This is a genomic window from Lysobacter sp. CA199, assembly GCF_052078715.1.
GTDB lineage: Bacteria > Pseudomonadota > Gammaproteobacteria > Xanthomonadales > Xanthomonadaceae > Lysobacter.
Genome location: NZ_JBQJIL010000011.1, coordinates 198,577 through 213,904, shown reverse-complemented (window position 1 = coordinate 213,904; position 15,328 = coordinate 198,577). Strand labels below are relative to the sequence as shown.

Sequence of the window (15,328 nt, the reverse complement as noted above, 5' to 3'; positions counted from 1 at the left end):
TGGAGAGTAACGAGGAACGAGTCGCAACGGGGTCGAGCGGGCAACCCGCGATGCGACTGGTTCCGCGTTTCCGGGCACGCGTTCGCGCACGCAGGCGCACCTTAGCCGGCGCGGCGGTACCGCGTATCGCCATTCGTCCCGCGCCAGGCGCCGTCAGGCGGAATGCCCAATCCGCGGCCGGGAGGCGCGAACGCGCGGAGGCTTTGCGCCGCCGCGCGCCGGGCCCGCGCCGCTCAGGCCGCAGGACGCTCCATGCGCTGCTCGATCGCACCGAAGATGCTGGCGCCGGCCGCGTCGAGCATCTCGATGCGCACGGTGTCGCCGAACTTCATGAACGGGGTTTGCGGCTTGCCGAGCTCCAGCGTTTCCACCGTGCGCTTCTCGGCGAAGCACGACGCGCCCAGCGAGGTGTCTTCGTTGGCCACCGTGCCCGATCCGACGATGGTGCCCGCCGACAGCGGCCGGGTCTTGGCCGCGTGGGCGACCAACTGGGCGAAATTGAACTGCATGTCGATGCCCGCTTCCGGCGCGCCGAACCACTCGCCGTTGATGTGGGTCAACAGCGGGCGATGGACCTTGCTGTCGATCCAGGCCGGGCCGAGTTCGTCGGGAGTGACGAACACCGGGCTCAGTGCCGAACGCGGCTTGGATTGCAGGAAGCCGAAGCCCTTGGCCAGCTCGTTCGGAATCAGATTGCGCAGCGAGACGTCGTTGACCAGGCCGATCAGCTGGATATGGCCGGCCGCGTCCTCGGGCGTGGCCGCCATCGGCACGTCGTCGGTCACGATCACCACTTCGGCTTCCAGGTCGATGCCGTAATCCTCGCTGACCACGCGCACCGGATCGCGCGGGCCGTAGAAGCCGGCGCTGACCGCCTGGTACATCAGCGGATCGGTGTAGAAGCTTTCCGGCACCTCGGCGCCGCGCGCGCGGCGCACGCGTTCGACGTGCGGCAGGTAAGCGCTGCCGTCAACGAATTCGTACGCGCGCGGCAACGGTGCTGCGAGCGCGGCGAAGTCGACGTCGAACGCGCCTTCGGCCTTGCCTTCGTTGAGCGCATCGGACAACGCGTTCAAGCGCGGCGCGGCGTTGGACCAATCTTCCAGCGCGCGTTGCAGGATGTCGGCGATGCCGGTGGCGCGCACGGCGCGGGTCAGGTCGCGCGAAACGACGATCAGCGTGCCGTCGCGGCCGCCTTCCTTCAGGGATCCAAGTTTCATCCAGGCCTCGATCGGTGGGTACAGGGGCGCCGCGGCGCGATGGTTTCAATTGTAACCACTCGCGCCGCCATTGGCAGCCGCGTGGCTCGGTGGCGCCGCGCCGGGGTAAAGCCGACGTCCCGGCCGGCCCGATCCAGCGCCCAAGCCCCGCCAGGATTGCGTTTTCGCGTCCCGCCGAACTCCGCGGCCACCCGCTTCGCCGGCCATTCTGCCGCCTTCCGGGCCGACCCGAAAAATAATTTGAAGTTTCTTGATGGGTCCGGCCGCCCTTCCCCGGTTTGTTGAATTAAGCGCGGCGTGGTCACGCCCGGGTTCGCCGGGACAGACCCAGCCACGGAGGAGCCGGGATTTGGGATCAGGGATTCGAGATTGGCAAAAGCACTAAGCGACGTATCCGCTTTGCCAATCCCGAATCCCTGATCCCGAATCCCGGCCTCGACCGAGTTGAGGGCTCGTCCCTCTGCGACCGCGTGATTTTCCCAATCATGCCTATGGAGTCCACCGTGAAAACCCAATCTTCTTCGCTCGTTCTGCGCGCCCTGCCGGCCGCGCTCGCCCTGTGCTTCAGCGCCGGCGCCAGCGCCCAGGCCCTCAGCATCGACGTGGTCAACCCAATCAAGGACGGCAAGGTCGTGTTCGAAGCGATCGGCCCGGCCCAGGTCGGCGGCGCCAAGCAGGGCCGCGTGTCGCTGCGAATGGCGCTGCGCAACAACGACACGGTGGCGTTGAAAGTCACCAAGGTCGAAATCCTCGATCAACTGGCCTCGAATTATCTGACCCCGGCCGAGATCGCCCCCGGCACCCAGATCGCGTTCCAGAACTGCAATTGCGATTACGACAATCCCGATCCGGACGCCCCCAAGGTGCCGTCCTCGTTCCCGATCATCATCACCGCGCCCTACCCGACCACGGTCAAGGTCGCGGTGTACCTGCAGGGCTTCCGCAATCCGGTCATCAAGAATCTGCCGCTGTCGACCACCACCAACGAGAACGGCCCGCTGCGCTATCCCGGCCGCGCCAGCGACCTGCGCCAGAACGAGGCCTGGCAGACCTCGAGCAACCACGTCGGCGGCAGCCAGGCCTTCGGCCTGGACACCAGCGTGACCGGTTGGGACGGCGACTCCTGGGACTCCAAGCGCCCAGGCGCCGACTCGACCAAGGCCGAGGGCCAACGCGCCTATGGCCTGCCGCTGTACGCGATGGCCGACGGCATCGTCTGCGAAGCGCTCAACGATCTGCCGGAGTGGAAGAACTATCCGCGCGTGCCGAAGGAAATCGAACCCGAGCCGATCGCGCCGAGCACCGGCCAGTACTCGGCCGGCGGCAACTTCCTCAAGATCAAAAGCGGCGATGAGGTCGCGCTGTACGCCCACATGCAGCCCGGCTCGATTCCGGCCGACTTGCTGGTGCCGGGCGCCACGATCAAGCAAGGCCAATACTTGGGCAAGGTCGGCTACACCGGCCAGTCCAGCGGCCCGCACGTGCACGTGCACGTCGCCCAGGAAACCTCGCCCGGCTCCTGCGTAGGCAACGCCGTGCGCCCGCGGCCGATGACCTTCGCCCAGATCCAGAGCATCACCCGCACCGAAGCCCATGCCATGGCCACCGCCAACAGCATGGATCCGACCGACTGGACCCACCTGAGCAACCACTCCGCGCCGCATCCCTACAGCATGATCTACCCGAGCAGCGCGGCGTATCCGTTCGACTCGGCCGAAAAAGACGAGAAGACCTTCCTCGGCGTGTGGCGCGCGGACAGCGACATCGAAATCCGGGTCAACAAGCCCAGTTGGACCAGCTTCACCCAGAAGCGCACCGAGTTGGTCGCCGACGGCTTCCGCCTCGAGAACATCGACACCTACCTCGAGAACGGCGACCGCCACTTCGTCGGCGTGTACAAGCGAGGTACCGGCAATGGCGCGCTGTACAACGCCGCCAGCTGGGACGACTTCACCGCGGTGTGGCAGGAGCTCAGCAACGACGGTCAGCGTCTGGTCGATTTGACTACGTACATGAGCGGCAGCAACCGTCACTACGTCGGCGTGTTCCGTCCGGGCACCGGCAACGCCGGGCTGTGGAGCCACACCGGCTTCTCGGCCTTCGCCAATCAGCGCGAAATCGCCAAGGACCTGGGCCTGCGTCTGATCGATATGGAAAGCTTCGACATCGGCAACGGCCAGCGCCAGTACGTCGGCGTGTACCGCGCCGGCAACGATGCCACCGCGCTGTGGCGTTCGACTTCGTGGGGCGCCTTCACCGCCAAGTGGGACGAACTGTCGGACGACGGCTACCGCTTGATCGACGTCGACACCTACGTCGAAGCGGGCGTGCGCAACTACGTCGGCGTGTTCCGCGCCGGTTCCGGCGGCCATGCGCTGGAAGCGGTGAAGGGCTGGCAGGGTCTGTTCCAGTCGTCCGAGAAGTACGCGATCAAGGGTCTGCGCCTGGTGGACGTGCAAGCGATCGAGTAATCGCCGAGTCCAGTGCGATGTCGTAATGAGAAACGCCGCCTTCGGGCGGCGTTTCTTTGTCCCGGTGGCGCCATCGATCTTCGTGGAAGATCCATCAGGGCTGACGAACACCGAAGCCGAAGCTCTATCTCCCGGTGCAGGCATAGCCCAGGTTTTTTGGGAAGGGTAGCCACGAAGTCTTTGTGAGAGGAGCCCTGGCCACGAAGTCTTTTGTGGGAGGGCCTTCAGGCCCGACGCCTTTCGATCCGGCGCGGTGAAAGTCGCAAGCGACTTGAGCGAAGAGCGTCGGGGCTCAAGCCCCTCCCACAAAAATCTTCGGTGGCCCGAAACATCTTGAGGGAAAGCTTTTGGACCTGACGACACCGTAACCGACGCCCTGCCTCTCCGTACCTGCACAGGCACGAGTTTTTTGTGAGGAGAGCCTTAGCCACGAAGTCTTTGTGAGAGGAGCCTCAGCCACGAGGTCTTTTGTGGGAGGGCCTTCAGGCCCGACGCCTTTCGATCCGGCGCGGTGAAAGTCGCAAGCGACTTGAGCGAAGAGCGTCGGGGCTGAAGCCCCTCCCACAAAAGACTTCGGCGGCTCGAAACGCTCTGAGGGAGAACCTTTAGACTTGATGAAACCGTCGCCAAAGCCCGGTCTTCCAGTAACTACACAGCAGCGAATTCTTTGTGAGAGGAGCCCTAGCCACGAGATTTTTTGTGGGAGGGCCTTCAGGCCCGACGCCTTTCGATCCGGCGCGGTGAAATTGCAGCGATTCGAGCGCAGAGCCTCAGTGCCCAAGCCCCTCCCACAAAAATCCTTCCACGCATCCCCTCCAACGGCGCCAGCGCTAGCGCACCGCCACCCGCAACCGCGCTTCGCCGCGCTCGACCGCATCCAGCCGCCGCAGCAGTTCCGAATCGCGATGCAACTCGCGCCGCAGCACCGTCGCCGCCAGCCGCGCCTGTTCGGCCGCGGCGACCGTATCGCCGCGCAACAGCAGCACTTCGGCATACGGCACCCGCGCCTTGGCGGTCATGATCTGCTGCGCGCCGTTGCGTTCGGCGCTGGCCGCGACCACCTGCGCCCAGCCGCTGCGCGCGCCCTCCCAATCGCCACGCCGTTGCGCCAGTTCGGCGCGCAGCGCGGGAATGCGCGCGAGCACGAAAGCGTTGTATTCGCCGCGGCCGATATTCAGCGCCGCCAGTTCTCTGGCCGCCTCGTCCAGACGATCGCTGCTGAGCAACCATTCGATCCGGCCCAGGGCCGCCCGCAGCACGCCGGCGTGGTCGTCGCCATAGCGCTGGCGCCAAACGTTCAGCGCGCGCTCGATCAGCGGGCGCGCCTCCTCGCCGCGGCCGGCGCGCGCGAGCATGCGGCCCATGCTGCTCTCCACCCGCAACACCCGCCGCTCCTGCGGATCCAGGTGGGCCCGGCGGATCGACAAGGCCTCGCGCCAGAGCGTCTCCGCCTGAGCTGTATCGCCGCGCTCTTCGACCAGCAGCGCATAGTTGTTGAGCACGCGCGCGTAATCCAGGCTGCGCGCACCGGCGACCTTGCTCATGATCGTCAGCGCCACGCGATAATGTTCGCCGGACTGCCGGTAATCGCCCAGGTCCTGCGCCGCATCGGCGATATCGACGTGGATATTGGCGACCATGTCGCTTTGCTCGCCGTACAGATCGCGCGCCAGCGCCAGATTGTCGACCAGCTCCCTGCGCGTTTCCTCGACGCGCCCCTGGCCGTACAACACCTTGGCCAGATAGAACTGATGCACTTGTGCGGCGACGGTGTGGGCGCCGTGCTGGCGCGCCAGATCCAGCGCCTGACGATAGGCCTGCTCGGCGCGCTTGAGTTCGCCGCGGCGCCGGTACAACTGGCCCAGATTGCCGAGCATCGCCGCGCGTTCCTCCGCCGATTGGCTCATCGCGTGCTTGCGGCGCAAAGCCTGCGATTGCCGGAACGAAGCCTCGGCCTGGTCGTAACGGCTGTCGGCGACCTGCGCCAGGCCGAGCGTGTCGTAAGCCTCGGCCAGCGCGCGCGGATCGCCGCCGTCCTGGCGCAACGCCAAGGCGCGCTGCGCAGCCGCCACGGCTTGCGCGCCGTACTGGCGATCGCTGAGCGAACCCGACAGCTCCGCGAGCGCTTGCGCGGCCTGGTCCGGACGCGCGACCGCCGGATCGAGAAACTCCTCGGCCGCCTGAGCCAACAAGGCTTCGGCGCGCTCGGGCTGGCCGAGATTGCGATACGCGCGACCGAGCACCGCGCGCAGCCGCGCGCGGATCGCCGGTGTGTCGTTAAGCCCCTGCTCGATCCGCGCCGCCGACGCATCGAGCACTTGCCGCGCGCTGACTTCCTCCGCCGCGCGCGCACCGCGCATGCGCGGGTCGGCGGCATCGAAAGCCGAGACCAGGAACTCGCTGACCTGCTCGGCCACCGCGGCCTCGCGTTCGGCGCGCGCGCGCTCGGCGGTGACCCGCCAGACAAAGCCGCCGGCCAGCAACAACACGGTCGCCGTCGCCGCAGCCTCGCGCCAATGCCGGCGCAGATACCGGCCGAAACGATAACTCCAGGTTTGCGGGCGCGCACTCACCGTGCGCCAGGCCAGATGCCGGTCGATGTCCTGCGACAAGGCTTCGACCGAAGAATAGCGTTTGCGCGGATCCAGGTCGCAAGCGCGCGCGACGATCGCGTCCAGGTCGCCGCGTAACTGCGCGCGCCATGGGCAATCCGCGCCGGCCAGCGCGCTCGGCATCGGCACCGGCGTATCGCGCTCGGCCAGGCCGCGGCCCAACGCGCGACAGGCCAGCAGTTCGGTCAGCAGCACGCCGAGCGCGAACACGTCGCTGACCACGCTGACCCGCGCGCCACCGAGCAATTCCGGGCTCGCATAGGCCGGCGTGCAGAAGGTGTTGCCGCGTTCGCCGTCGGTCTGTTGCCGGTCCAGCACCTGGGCGATGCCGAAATCCAGAAGCACCGGCTCGCCATCGTCCAGCACCAGCACGTTGCCGGGCTTGAGATCGCAATGCACGATCAGGCGTTGATGCGCGCTCTGCACCGCGCCGCAGATGCGCTGAAACAGATGCAGGCGCCGGTGCAGGTCCGGCGCGCGCAGCTCGCAGTACTCGTCGAGCGGGCGGCCCGGCACGTACTCCATCACCAGATAAGGCTGCCCGGTCGGCGTGGTCCCGCCGTCGTACAGCCGGGCGATGTTGGGGTGCTGCAACTCGGCCAACAATTGCCGCTCCGCGGCCAGGCGCGTGGCGAACTCCTGCTGATTGAGGCCGTTGCTGCGCAACAGCTTGATCGCGACCTGTTGCCGGAACAGGCCATCGGCGCGTTGCGCGGTGAACACCGTGCCCATACCGCCGCTGGCCAGGCGCTCGCCGAGCAGCCAGTCGCCCAGGCGGTCGCCGGGTTGCAGTTCGCTGTCCGGCCCTTGCGCGAACAACGCGCCCAGCGGCCGCGCGACCTGGCCGAACTCCTCGGTCTGCGCGCCCAACAGTTGCAGCGCCTCCTCGATCAGCGACTCGTCGTCGCTGAGCGCGCTCAGTTCCTCACGCCAACGCCCGGCCGGCAGATCGCAGACCGTATCGAACAAGCGGCGCAGTTCCTGCCAACGCTGGGTCTGCATATCGTCTCCTGCGCGGCGAATGGGCTCAACTCAGTTGCTGGCTCAACCAGGCGCGGGCGAAACGCAGATCGCGCTCGACCGTGGGCGTAGAGATCTCCAGCACGCAGGCGATCTCACGCTGCTCCATGCCGCCGAAATACGCCATCTCGACCGCGCGCGCCGCGCGCGGGTCGCGTTCGGACAAACGTTGCAACGCGTCGTGCAAGGCCAGCACGTCGAAACCGACCGTCTGCCCTCCCTGCAGATCGGCCTGCGACAAGGTCAGCATCACCGGATGGGCGCCGCGCTTGTCGGCGGCGTGCGCGCGCGCCTCGTCGACCAGCACCGCGCGCATCTTCAGCGAAGCCAGTGCATAGAAATGCGCGCGATCCTGCCAATCCACATCGCTGCCGATCAGCCGGATCAGCGCTTCGTGCACCAGCGAGGTCGCCTGCAAAGTGCGATCGCCGCGGCGCGCGCCGAGCCGGGCCGCGGCCATGTCGCGCAGGGTGTCGTAGACCTGCGCGAACAGTTCGTCGCGCGAGACGACGTCGCCACCGCGCCAATCGTGCAGCAACCTGGTCAGATCCTGGCTCATGCGCGTCCCCCGACGCCGTACGTCCCCTGCGCGCGGATGGTAGCCGAGCCGGCGCGGCGTTCAGGCAGAATGCGCGCCGCAGCCACTCGCAGACGCGACGCAGGGCACGGTTCGCGGGGATGAGGCAGGAGGAGACGGTCGCGGCAGGGTTCGCCGGCCAGCTTCACGCCGGGAGCCGCCGCCGATCGCGAGCGCACAAGCGGCAGCCCGACGCGCCCGACAGCGCTCTACGCCGGCCGCGCGGCGACTATTACAGTGAACGGCCGCGAACGCGATCCGGACCGCCATGCCCACACCCCGTGCCATCGAACCTAGCGACCATGCCGCCATCGTCCGGTTCCTGCGACGCCGCTGGGGAACGACCACGATCTGGCTCGACGGCCGCGCGATCGATGCGTCGGCCTTGCCGGGTTTTATCGCGTACGGCGATGTCGATGGCGCGGCTGCCGCCGATGGGAGTGGTTCGGCGGAAATTCGATCGGCCGAGGCCGGCATCCACGCGGACATCCACAAGGACATCCATGTCGACCGAGGTGGCGACCAGCCTCAAGACCGCGTGGCGGGCCTGGCGACCTTGCTCGACGATGCGATCCAGTCCGAGATCGTGACCTTGGATGCGGTATCGCCGGGATCCGGCCTTGGCACCGCCCTGATCGAACTGGCCGCGCAACGCGCCCGCGCACTGGGTTTGCAGCGGCTGCTGACGCGGACCACCAACGACAATCTGGGCGCACTACGTTTCTATCAGCGGCGCGGCTTCCGCCTGCATCGGCTGGTCGCCGGCGCGATCGATCGGGAGCGCCAGGCCGATCCGGCGATTCCGCTGGTCGGACGGCATGGGATACCGCTGCGCGATGAAATCAGCCTGGTGCGGGCGCTGGATGGCGGCTAAGTCCGTCGTAGTCGAAGTTCGCGGTCGCGGCTCGCGCCGCTCCTACATGGGATGGCTGTAGGAGCGGCGCGAGCCGCGACCACGCATCTTCGACCACCGCGAACGACACGCTGGCTAACGCAGGCCGAAAAACAAAAAACCCGCCGTGAGGCGGGTTTTTCGTTGCGGTTGTCTGCCGTTGAAAGCAGAAACCGACTTTTGTATGGCAGCCCCGGATGGATTCGAACCACCGAATGCCTGAGTCAGAGTCAGGTGCCTTACCGCTTGGCGACGGGGCTATAAAGCAAATTCTAACGCAAAATTCCGCGGCTGCAAAAATCTGAAGCCGCGAAATCGGCAGTAATCGAAGATTAGCGCTTCGAGAACTGGGTGGCGCGACGCGCCTTGTGCAGACCGACCTTCTTACGCTCGACTTCACGGGCGTCGCGGGTCATGAAGCCAGCCTTGCGCAGCTCGGACTTCAGTGTTTCGTCGTACTCGACCAGCGCACGGGCGATGCCCAGACGGATCGCACCGGCCTGGCCGGTGATGCCGCCGCCGGAGACGGTGACATTGACGTCGAACTTGTCGGTCGACTGGGTCAGCTCAAGCGGCTGACGCACGATCATGCGTGCCGTCTCGCGGCCGAAGAAGTCTTCGATCGTGCGCTGGTTGATGGTGATCTTGCCCTCGCCCTTGCGCAGGAACACGCGAGCGGTGGAGGACTTGCGGCGACCGGTGCCGTAATTGTGTTGGATGGCCATGTTCGTACCTTAGATGTCCAGGGGCTGCGGCTGTTGCGCGGCGTGCGGATGCTCGGAGCCCTTGTAGACCTTGAGCTTGCGGTACATGGCGCGGCCGAGCGGATTCTTCGGCAGCATGCCCTTCACACCGATCTCGATGACGCGTTCCGGGTGGCGCTCCATTGCCTGGCCCAGCGTCTCGCTCTTCAGGTTGCCGACGTAACCGGTGAACCGGTAGTACATCTTGTCCTGCAGCTTGTTGCCGGTGACGACGATCTTTTCGGCGTTGATTACCACCAGGTAATCGCCGGTATCGACGTGCGGGGTGTAGACGGGCTTGTGCTTGCCGCGCAGACGGCGCGCGAGCTCGGAGCACAAACGGCCGAGCGTCTTGCCCGACGCGTCGACGACGTACCAGTCGCGCTGGACGGTCTCGTTCTTGGCGCTGAAAGTCTTCATGAAAACTCTATATGTGGGTGCAGATGGTCGGGCTGGTTCCGGCAAGGTTCCGGACAGGAACCATGGGCGGAACGTCGCCGCGCGTTGTAATGGTGGAACGAAAGAGGCGGAATGATAGCGGCCTGATGCCGCCTCCGCAAGTCGGCCGGACCTGCGCTAGCATCCGCGCCATGTCCGCCCCGCGCCCGCCGACCCCAGCCCCGCCGGCTTTGACCTCGCGTGCTCTGACCTCGGGTGCTCTGACCTCGGGTGCTCTGACCTCGGGTGCTCCGGACCCGCTGGTGGCCCTGGCCGACCGCTGCGTCCAATGCGGGCTGTGCCTGCCGGCTTGCCCTACCTATGGCCGCGATCGACTGGAAACCGAGTCGCCGCGCGGCCGGATCGCCCTGGTCCGGGCCTGGGCGCTGGACACCATCGCCCCGACGCAAACCGCCGACGCTCATCTGGACCGCTGCCTGGGCTGCCGCAGCTGCGAGGCGGTATGCCCGGCGGGCGTGGAGTATGGCCGATTGCTGGTCGGCGCACGCCAGCGCCAACGCGAGCGGCGCCCAGCGGCCTGGCGCCAACGCCTGATCGAAGGCCTGGCGGCGCGGCCGCGCTGGCTCAGCGCGGGGCTGGGTGCTTATCGACTGGCCCACGACTGGCTGCCGTGGTCGCTGCGTTGGTTGCCCCGACCTCCGGCGCCGGTGCGACGCCTCGTCGCTCGGCCGCCCGCACCCGCGACCGCCCGGGTGGGTCTACTCGTAGGCTGCGTCGCACGAGTTTACGAGACTCCTGTCCGCGCTGCGTTGGCGCAGTTGTGCCGGGCGCTGGGGGTCGAACTCGACCCGGTCGCCGGCCAGGGTTGCTGCGGCGCGTTGCACGAGCACGCCGGCAACAACGGCGCGGCGCAGCGGCTGGCCCAGGCCAATCGCCGCGCCTTCGCCGGCCACGACACTGTGCTGAGCCTGGCCAGCGGCTGCCAGGACGCGCTCACCCGCAGCCTGGCCGATGGCGCCCGGGTCCTCGACGCGCTGGCGTTCCTCGCCGAGCGCGCCGGCGACTTGCGTTGGCGCCCCAACCCGCTGCGCGTGGCCCTGCACCTGCCGTGCACCCAGCGCAACGTGGTCAAGTCGGTACCCGCCTTGCGCCGGCTGCTGGCCGGGGTGCCGGGGCTGGTGGTCATCGAACTCGACGCCGGCTATGGCTGCTGCGGCGCCTCGGGCACGCAGATGTTCGCCGACCCGGCGCGCGCGGCCGAGTACCGCGCGCCGTTGATCGAACAGTTCCAACGCAGCGGCGCACAGCGGCTGCTGAGCGCCAACATCGGCTGCCGGCTGCATCTGGCCAACGGCACCGCGCTGCCGGTGCAGCACCCGGTGGAGTTCCTTGCCGAGTGCTTGGAAGAAGATCGCCCAGCCTGAGTTGCTCCACGGAAGGACTTCCGCAGCGAGGTCTTTTGTGGAGGGCCTTCAGGCCCGACGCCTTTCGGTCCGGCGCGACGAAAGTGCGAGGTGATTTGGCCGCGAGCGTCGGGGCTGAAGCCCTCCCACAAAAGATTCCGGCAGCCCGAAACATCCGGTGGGAGCGCCTTCGGACCTAACAACCGAAGTCGGAGCCACCTCTCGACGGCTGCACAGCCACAAGGTCTTTTTGTGGAAGGACCTTCAGGCCCGGCGCCTTTCGATCCGGCGCGACCGAAGCACGCCGGAGCTGAAGCTCCTCCCTCAAAAGCGCCGGCCGGGACGATTTGTCCACCCTGCTTAACCGACTTCTACGCTTCGCGCGCCTTAGAATCGACGCATGAACCCTCGCGCACTCAGCCCCTTGGATCGCGTGCTCAGCGAAGCGCAGCGCGCTCTGGACACCGTGTTCGGCGCGCCCGGCGCGCATCGCCCCAACCCGGCCGGCAATACCGCCGAACTGGTGCTGGAAGCGGATGAAAGGCGCCATTCGGCCGGCCTGATGCGGATCAACCACGTCGGCGAGGTCTGCGCTCAGGCGCTGTACTGCGGCCAGGCCGCGGTGGCCCGCGATGAATCCACTCGCGAGCACCTGCTCGAAGCCGCGCAGGAAGAAACCGATCACCTGGCCTGGTGCGCCGACCGCCTGCACGAGCTCGACAGCCGGCCCAGCCTGCTCAACTCACTGTGGTACGCCGGCAGCTTCACCATCGGCGTGCTGGCCGGGCTGCGCGGGGACGGCTGGAACCTGGGCTTCGTGGTCGAGACCGAGCGCCAGGTCGAGGCCCACATCGACGAACACCTGGAATCGCTGCCCGAAGGCGACCAGCGCAGCCGGGCGATCCTGCGCACGATGAAGGCCGATGAGGCCCGCCATGCCGACAATGCGCAAGCCGCCGGCGCGCGGATCCTGCCGATGCCGGTGCCGACGATCATGGCGGCGGCCTCGAAGTTGATGAAAACGGTGGCTTATCGGCTTTGAGGCCGGGATACGGGGCTGATTCGAGCGAAAAAGCCCGCCGATGGCGGGCTTTTTCGTGAATGCGCGGCAACTATCGCTGATGCCGGTGCGCGAACGGCATTGTGCGCGGGCCGGTAAGCCATTGGCACCGGGCGCGAATCAGTGATCCGGTAGCCATGCCTCCCACCTCGCATCCGCCCCCACTCCCGCTTGCGGGAGAGGGGGAAAGGCCGCGCAATCGCGGCGCGCGGCGGGCTGGCACTCGCCGCCCCGCCGCCGTGGCGCCGTCTCGAAAAAGAAAAAGCCGGCTTGCGCCGGCCTTTTCTGAACGATCCGAGCTTCTCGGCAGGGCCAGCGCCCGGACCGGATCGTCGCCTGAGCGAATCCCGAATCCCGGCTCCCGAATCCCAACCTCAATCGGCCAGGTTGCGGCCGTGATACAGCTCCTCGATTTCGCGGCGCAGACGCGCCTCGATCTTCATCCGCTCCTTGAACGAGAGGTTCTTGGCCTTCTCCTCGAACAGGTAGGTGTCGAGGTCGAACTCCTTCAGGTGCATCTTGGTGTGGAAGATGTTTTCTTGATAGACGTTGACGTCGAGCATCTCGTAGCGCGACTTGACGTTCTTGGCCAGGTAGTCCTGGATCGAGTTGATCTTGTGATCGATGTAGTGCTTGCGGCCCTTGATGTCGCGGGTGAAGCCGCGCACCCGGTAGTCCATGATGACGATGTCGGACTCCAGGCTCTCGATCAGGTAATTGAGCGCTTTCAGCGGCGAAATGACCCCGCAGGTGGCCACGTCGATGTCGGCGCGGAAGGTCGCGATGCCGTTGTCCGGATGGGTTTCCGGATAGGTGTGCACGGTGATGTGCGACTTGTCCATGTGCGCGACCACGGCGTCGGAAATGATCTCCTTGCCGGCGTCCTTCTTGTCGATCACCGGCTCTTCCGAGATCAGGATCGTGACCGACGCCCCTTGCGGGTCGTAGTCCTGGCGGGCGATGTTGAGGATATTGGCGCCGATGATTTCCGCCACATCCGTCAGGATCTGGGTGAGTCGGTCGGCGTTATACGCCTCGTCGATGTACTCGATATACCGGCGACGCTCGTCCTCGGACGCGGCGAAGCAAACATCGTAGATATTGAACGAGAGGGCCTTGGTGAGGTTGTTAAAACCCTGCAACCGCAGGCGCGGTAACGGCTTGACCACTGTAGGAAGATTCCGGACGGACGGCGAGGGCCGCGATTATGAGGCAAACAGCCCCGGGGGGAAACGCATGTTGTTTTTGGGCTCCATTGGTGACAAAAGCGTGACCGCCACTGAACTTCCATCATCGCTCTCTATCGGACCGCCATTTTCAGCGGCAGGATTTGCTCCAGCGGCCGTATCGCCCTAAGCTCGGCCGAAAACGAAAGCCCATTCCAATGTCCGCCAACCCGGTAGCCCCCTTGACTGCATTGCGCCGAACCAACAGCCCGTTGTTGCCTGACGGCGCAACGATCGAACGTTTCCTGGCCCATTGCCACCGTCGGCGTTACCCGTCCCGTACGGACGTGTTCCGCCCCGGCGACCCGGCCAGCACTCTGTATTACGTCGTCTCCGGCTCGGTCAGCATCATTACCGAAGAAGAAGACGGTCGCGAACTGGTCCTGGGCTATTTCGGCCCCGGCGAGTTCGTCGGCGAGCTCGGTCTGTTCATCGAGAGCGATCACCGCGAGGTGATTCTGCGCACTCGAGCGACCTGCGAGTTGGCCGAAATCGGCCATGAGCGCCTCTACGACCTGCTGCTGACCCGGCTGTCGTTGGACGCGCCCAAGCTGCTGTACGCGATCGGCGCGCAGATTTCCCGGCGCCTGCTCGATACCAGCCGCAAGGCCGGCCGCCTGGCCTTCCTCGACGTGACCGACCGCATCGTCCGCGCTTTGCACGACCTGGCCAAGGAACCCGAGGCCATGAGCCACCCGCAGGGCACCCAGTTGCGGGTGTCGCGCCAGGAGCTGTCGCGTCTGGTCGGTTGCTCGCGCGAAATGGCCGGCCGCGTGCTCAAGAAGCTACAGGCCGACGGCAAGCTGCACGCCCGCGGCAAGACCGTCGTCCTGTACGGAACCCGCTAAGTCCCTATGGGACGAATCGCCCCGTCCGCCCAGACCGCACCCTCGGTGCGGCTGGCGGAGCTGGGCGACGCGAGCGATGTGGCCGAGTTGCTCGGCCATTTGGGTTACCCATGCACCCGCGACGAGGCCATCGAGCGCATCGTCACCCTGCAGGAAGATCACCGCCATTACCTGTTGCTGGCCGAAATCGACGGCCACGCCTGCGGCCTGGTCGCCAGCCACACCCGCTATTCGCTGACCCACGGCACCGACCTGACCCGGATCACCGCGCTGGTGGTCGCCCCGACCTGCCACCGCCAGGGCATCGGCCGGCAACTGCTGCGCGAGGTCGAGCGCCGCGCCCGCCGCGACGGAGTCAGCCGGATCGAGGTCACCAGCAACGTCCGCCGCGCGGACGCGCACGAGTTCTACCGCCGCTGCGGCTACTCCGACGGCTCGCTGAAGTTCGTCAAGACACTGGGCGACTGATTCCGGGTTCGGGCGAACGCCGCCCTTGCATGGTCCCGAGCCGCGTTGAACCGCGAGGTTTCTTGTGGGAGGGGCTTCAGCCCGACGCGCTTGCGCCGGCTCGCCGCGATTTGATCGAAGGGCGTCGGGGCTGAACCCCCTCCCACAAAAGACCTTGCCGCTGCGGCTATTCCGACGGTTCGCTGAAGTTCGTCAAGACACTGGGCGACTGATTCCGGGTTCGGGCGAACGCCGCCCTTGCTTGGCCCCGAGCCGCGTTAAACCGCGAGGTTTCTTGTGGGAGGGGCTTCAGCCCCGACGCGCTTGCGCCGACTCGCCGCGATTTGATCGAAGGGCGTCGGGGCTGAACCCCCTCCCACAAAAGACCTCGCCGCTGCGGCTATTCCGAC

The 15,328-nt window shown here is 66.6% G+C and carries 15 protein-coding genes, 1 tRNA gene and 1 pseudogene; 6 read left to right on the top strand and 11 right to left on the bottom strand.

What is annotated here, in order from left to right:
* Positions 1–233 precede the first annotated feature (233 nt).
* On the bottom strand, positions 234–1,220 hold the full coding sequence (locus ACTOWJ_RS20900; protein WP_441336536.1) for a fumarylacetoacetate hydrolase family protein: 987 nt from the start codon (positions 1,218–1,220) through the stop codon (positions 234–236).
* Positions 1,221–1,723: 503 nt separating this feature from the next.
* On the opposite strand from ACTOWJ_RS20900, the gene ACTOWJ_RS20895 reads away from it, so the two are divergent.
* Complete coding sequence (locus tag ACTOWJ_RS20895; protein ID WP_441336535.1) at positions 1,724–3,691, top strand: peptidoglycan DD-metalloendopeptidase family protein; 1,968 nt, start codon at positions 1,724–1,726, stop codon at positions 3,689–3,691.
* A 124-nt stretch (positions 3,692–3,815) separates the two neighbouring features.
* Here the strand turns inward: ACTOWJ_RS20895 and ACTOWJ_RS20890 are convergent.
* The 4 genes and pseudogenes from ACTOWJ_RS20890 to ACTOWJ_RS20875 all read right to left on the bottom strand — a co-directional run.
* Positions 3,816–3,974: pseudogene (locus ACTOWJ_RS20890) on the bottom strand (hypothetical protein); the annotation flags it as partial.
* 9 nt (positions 3,975–3,983) lie between these two features.
* Positions 3,984–4,568 carry a DUF6053 domain-containing protein gene (locus ACTOWJ_RS20885; protein WP_441336534.1) on the bottom strand — a complete coding sequence of 195 codons (585 nt, stop codon included), beginning with the start codon at positions 4,566–4,568 and terminating at the stop codon, positions 3,984–3,986.
* Positions 4,522–7,305, bottom strand: coding sequence for a protein kinase domain-containing protein (locus ACTOWJ_RS20880; RefSeq protein ID WP_441336533.1), 2,784 nt, complete (start codon positions 7,303–7,305; stop codon positions 4,522–4,524). The genes ACTOWJ_RS20885 and ACTOWJ_RS20880 overlap by 47 nt, the downstream gene beginning before the upstream one ends.
* 25 nt (positions 7,306–7,330) lie before the next feature.
* The gene (locus ACTOWJ_RS20875; protein WP_441336532.1) at positions 7,331–7,882 is read right to left on the bottom strand and encodes an ECF-type sigma factor; all 552 of its coding nucleotides are present in this window, start codon (positions 7,880–7,882) and stop codon (positions 7,331–7,333) included.
* Between the two features lie 286 nt (positions 7,883–8,168).
* Between ACTOWJ_RS20875 and ACTOWJ_RS20870 the strand changes: the two genes are divergently transcribed.
* The gene (locus tag ACTOWJ_RS20870; protein WP_441336531.1) at positions 8,169–8,774 is read left to right on the top strand and encodes a GNAT family N-acetyltransferase; all 606 of its coding nucleotides are present in this window, start codon (positions 8,169–8,171) and stop codon (positions 8,772–8,774) included.
* 203 nt (positions 8,775–8,977) lie between these two features.
* Here ACTOWJ_RS20870 and ACTOWJ_RS20865 read toward each other — a convergent pair.
* The 3 genes from ACTOWJ_RS20865 to rplM all read right to left on the bottom strand — a co-directional run bounded on the left by ACTOWJ_RS20865 (position 8,978) and on the right by rplM (position 9,955).
* Positions 8,978–9,052, bottom strand: a tRNA-Gln gene (locus ACTOWJ_RS20865).
* A gap of 72 nt (positions 9,053–9,124) precedes the next feature.
* The gene (gene rpsI / locus ACTOWJ_RS20860) at positions 9,125–9,517 is read right to left on the bottom strand and encodes a 30S ribosomal protein S9 (RefSeq protein WP_057944216.1); all 393 of its coding nucleotides are present in this window, start codon (positions 9,515–9,517) and stop codon (positions 9,125–9,127) included.
* A gap of 9 nt (positions 9,518–9,526) precedes the next feature.
* Positions 9,527–9,955, bottom strand: coding sequence for a 50S ribosomal protein L13 (gene rplM, locus ACTOWJ_RS20855; RefSeq protein ID WP_441336530.1), 429 nt, complete (start codon positions 9,953–9,955; stop codon positions 9,527–9,529).
* Between the two features lie 170 nt (positions 9,956–10,125).
* Between rplM and ACTOWJ_RS20850 the strand changes: the two genes are divergently transcribed.
* Both ACTOWJ_RS20850 and coq7 read left to right on the top strand, forming a co-directional pair.
* Entirely contained in the window at positions 10,126–11,358 is a 1,233-nt protein-coding gene (locus tag ACTOWJ_RS20850; RefSeq protein WP_441336529.1) for a (Fe-S)-binding protein, read from the top strand.
* A gap of 379 nt (positions 11,359–11,737) precedes the next feature.
* A complete protein-coding gene (coq7, locus tag ACTOWJ_RS20845) occupies positions 11,738–12,379 on the top strand; it encodes a 2-polyprenyl-3-methyl-6-methoxy-1,4-benzoquinone monooxygenase (RefSeq protein WP_441336528.1) in 642 nt (213 codons plus the stop codon).
* Positions 12,380–12,771: 392 nt separating this feature from the next.
* Here the strand turns inward: coq7 and speD are convergent, their stop codons facing one another.
* Complete coding sequence (speD, locus tag ACTOWJ_RS20840) at positions 12,772–13,566, bottom strand: adenosylmethionine decarboxylase (protein WP_336091071.1); 795 nt, start codon at positions 13,564–13,566, stop codon at positions 12,772–12,774.
* A gap of 239 nt (positions 13,567–13,805) precedes the next feature.
* Here speD and crp point away from each other — a divergent pair, with 239 nt between their 5' ends.
* Positions 13,806–14,471 (top strand): cAMP-activated global transcriptional regulator CRP, encoded by a 666-nt coding sequence (gene crp / locus ACTOWJ_RS20835; RefSeq protein WP_056106010.1) that lies wholly within the window; start codon positions 13,806–13,808, stop codon positions 14,469–14,471.
* A 6-nt stretch (positions 14,472–14,477) separates the two neighbouring features.
* Entirely contained in the window at positions 14,478–14,939 is a 462-nt protein-coding gene (locus ACTOWJ_RS20830) for a global regulator CLP-associated N-acetyltransferase (protein WP_441336527.1), read from the top strand.
* Here the strand turns inward: ACTOWJ_RS20830 and ACTOWJ_RS20825 are convergent.
* Positions 14,894–15,085, bottom strand: coding sequence for a DUF6053 domain-containing protein (locus ACTOWJ_RS20825; RefSeq protein ID WP_441336526.1), 192 nt, complete (start codon positions 15,083–15,085; stop codon positions 14,894–14,896). The genes ACTOWJ_RS20830 and ACTOWJ_RS20825 overlap by 46 nt on opposite strands.
* Positions 15,086–15,196: 111 nt before the next feature.
* Positions 15,197–15,298: a DUF6053 domain-containing protein gene (locus ACTOWJ_RS20820; RefSeq protein WP_441336525.1), complete on the bottom strand. Its 102-nt coding sequence runs from the start codon at positions 15,296–15,298 to the stop codon at positions 15,197–15,199.
* Positions 15,299–15,328 lie beyond the last annotated feature (30 nt).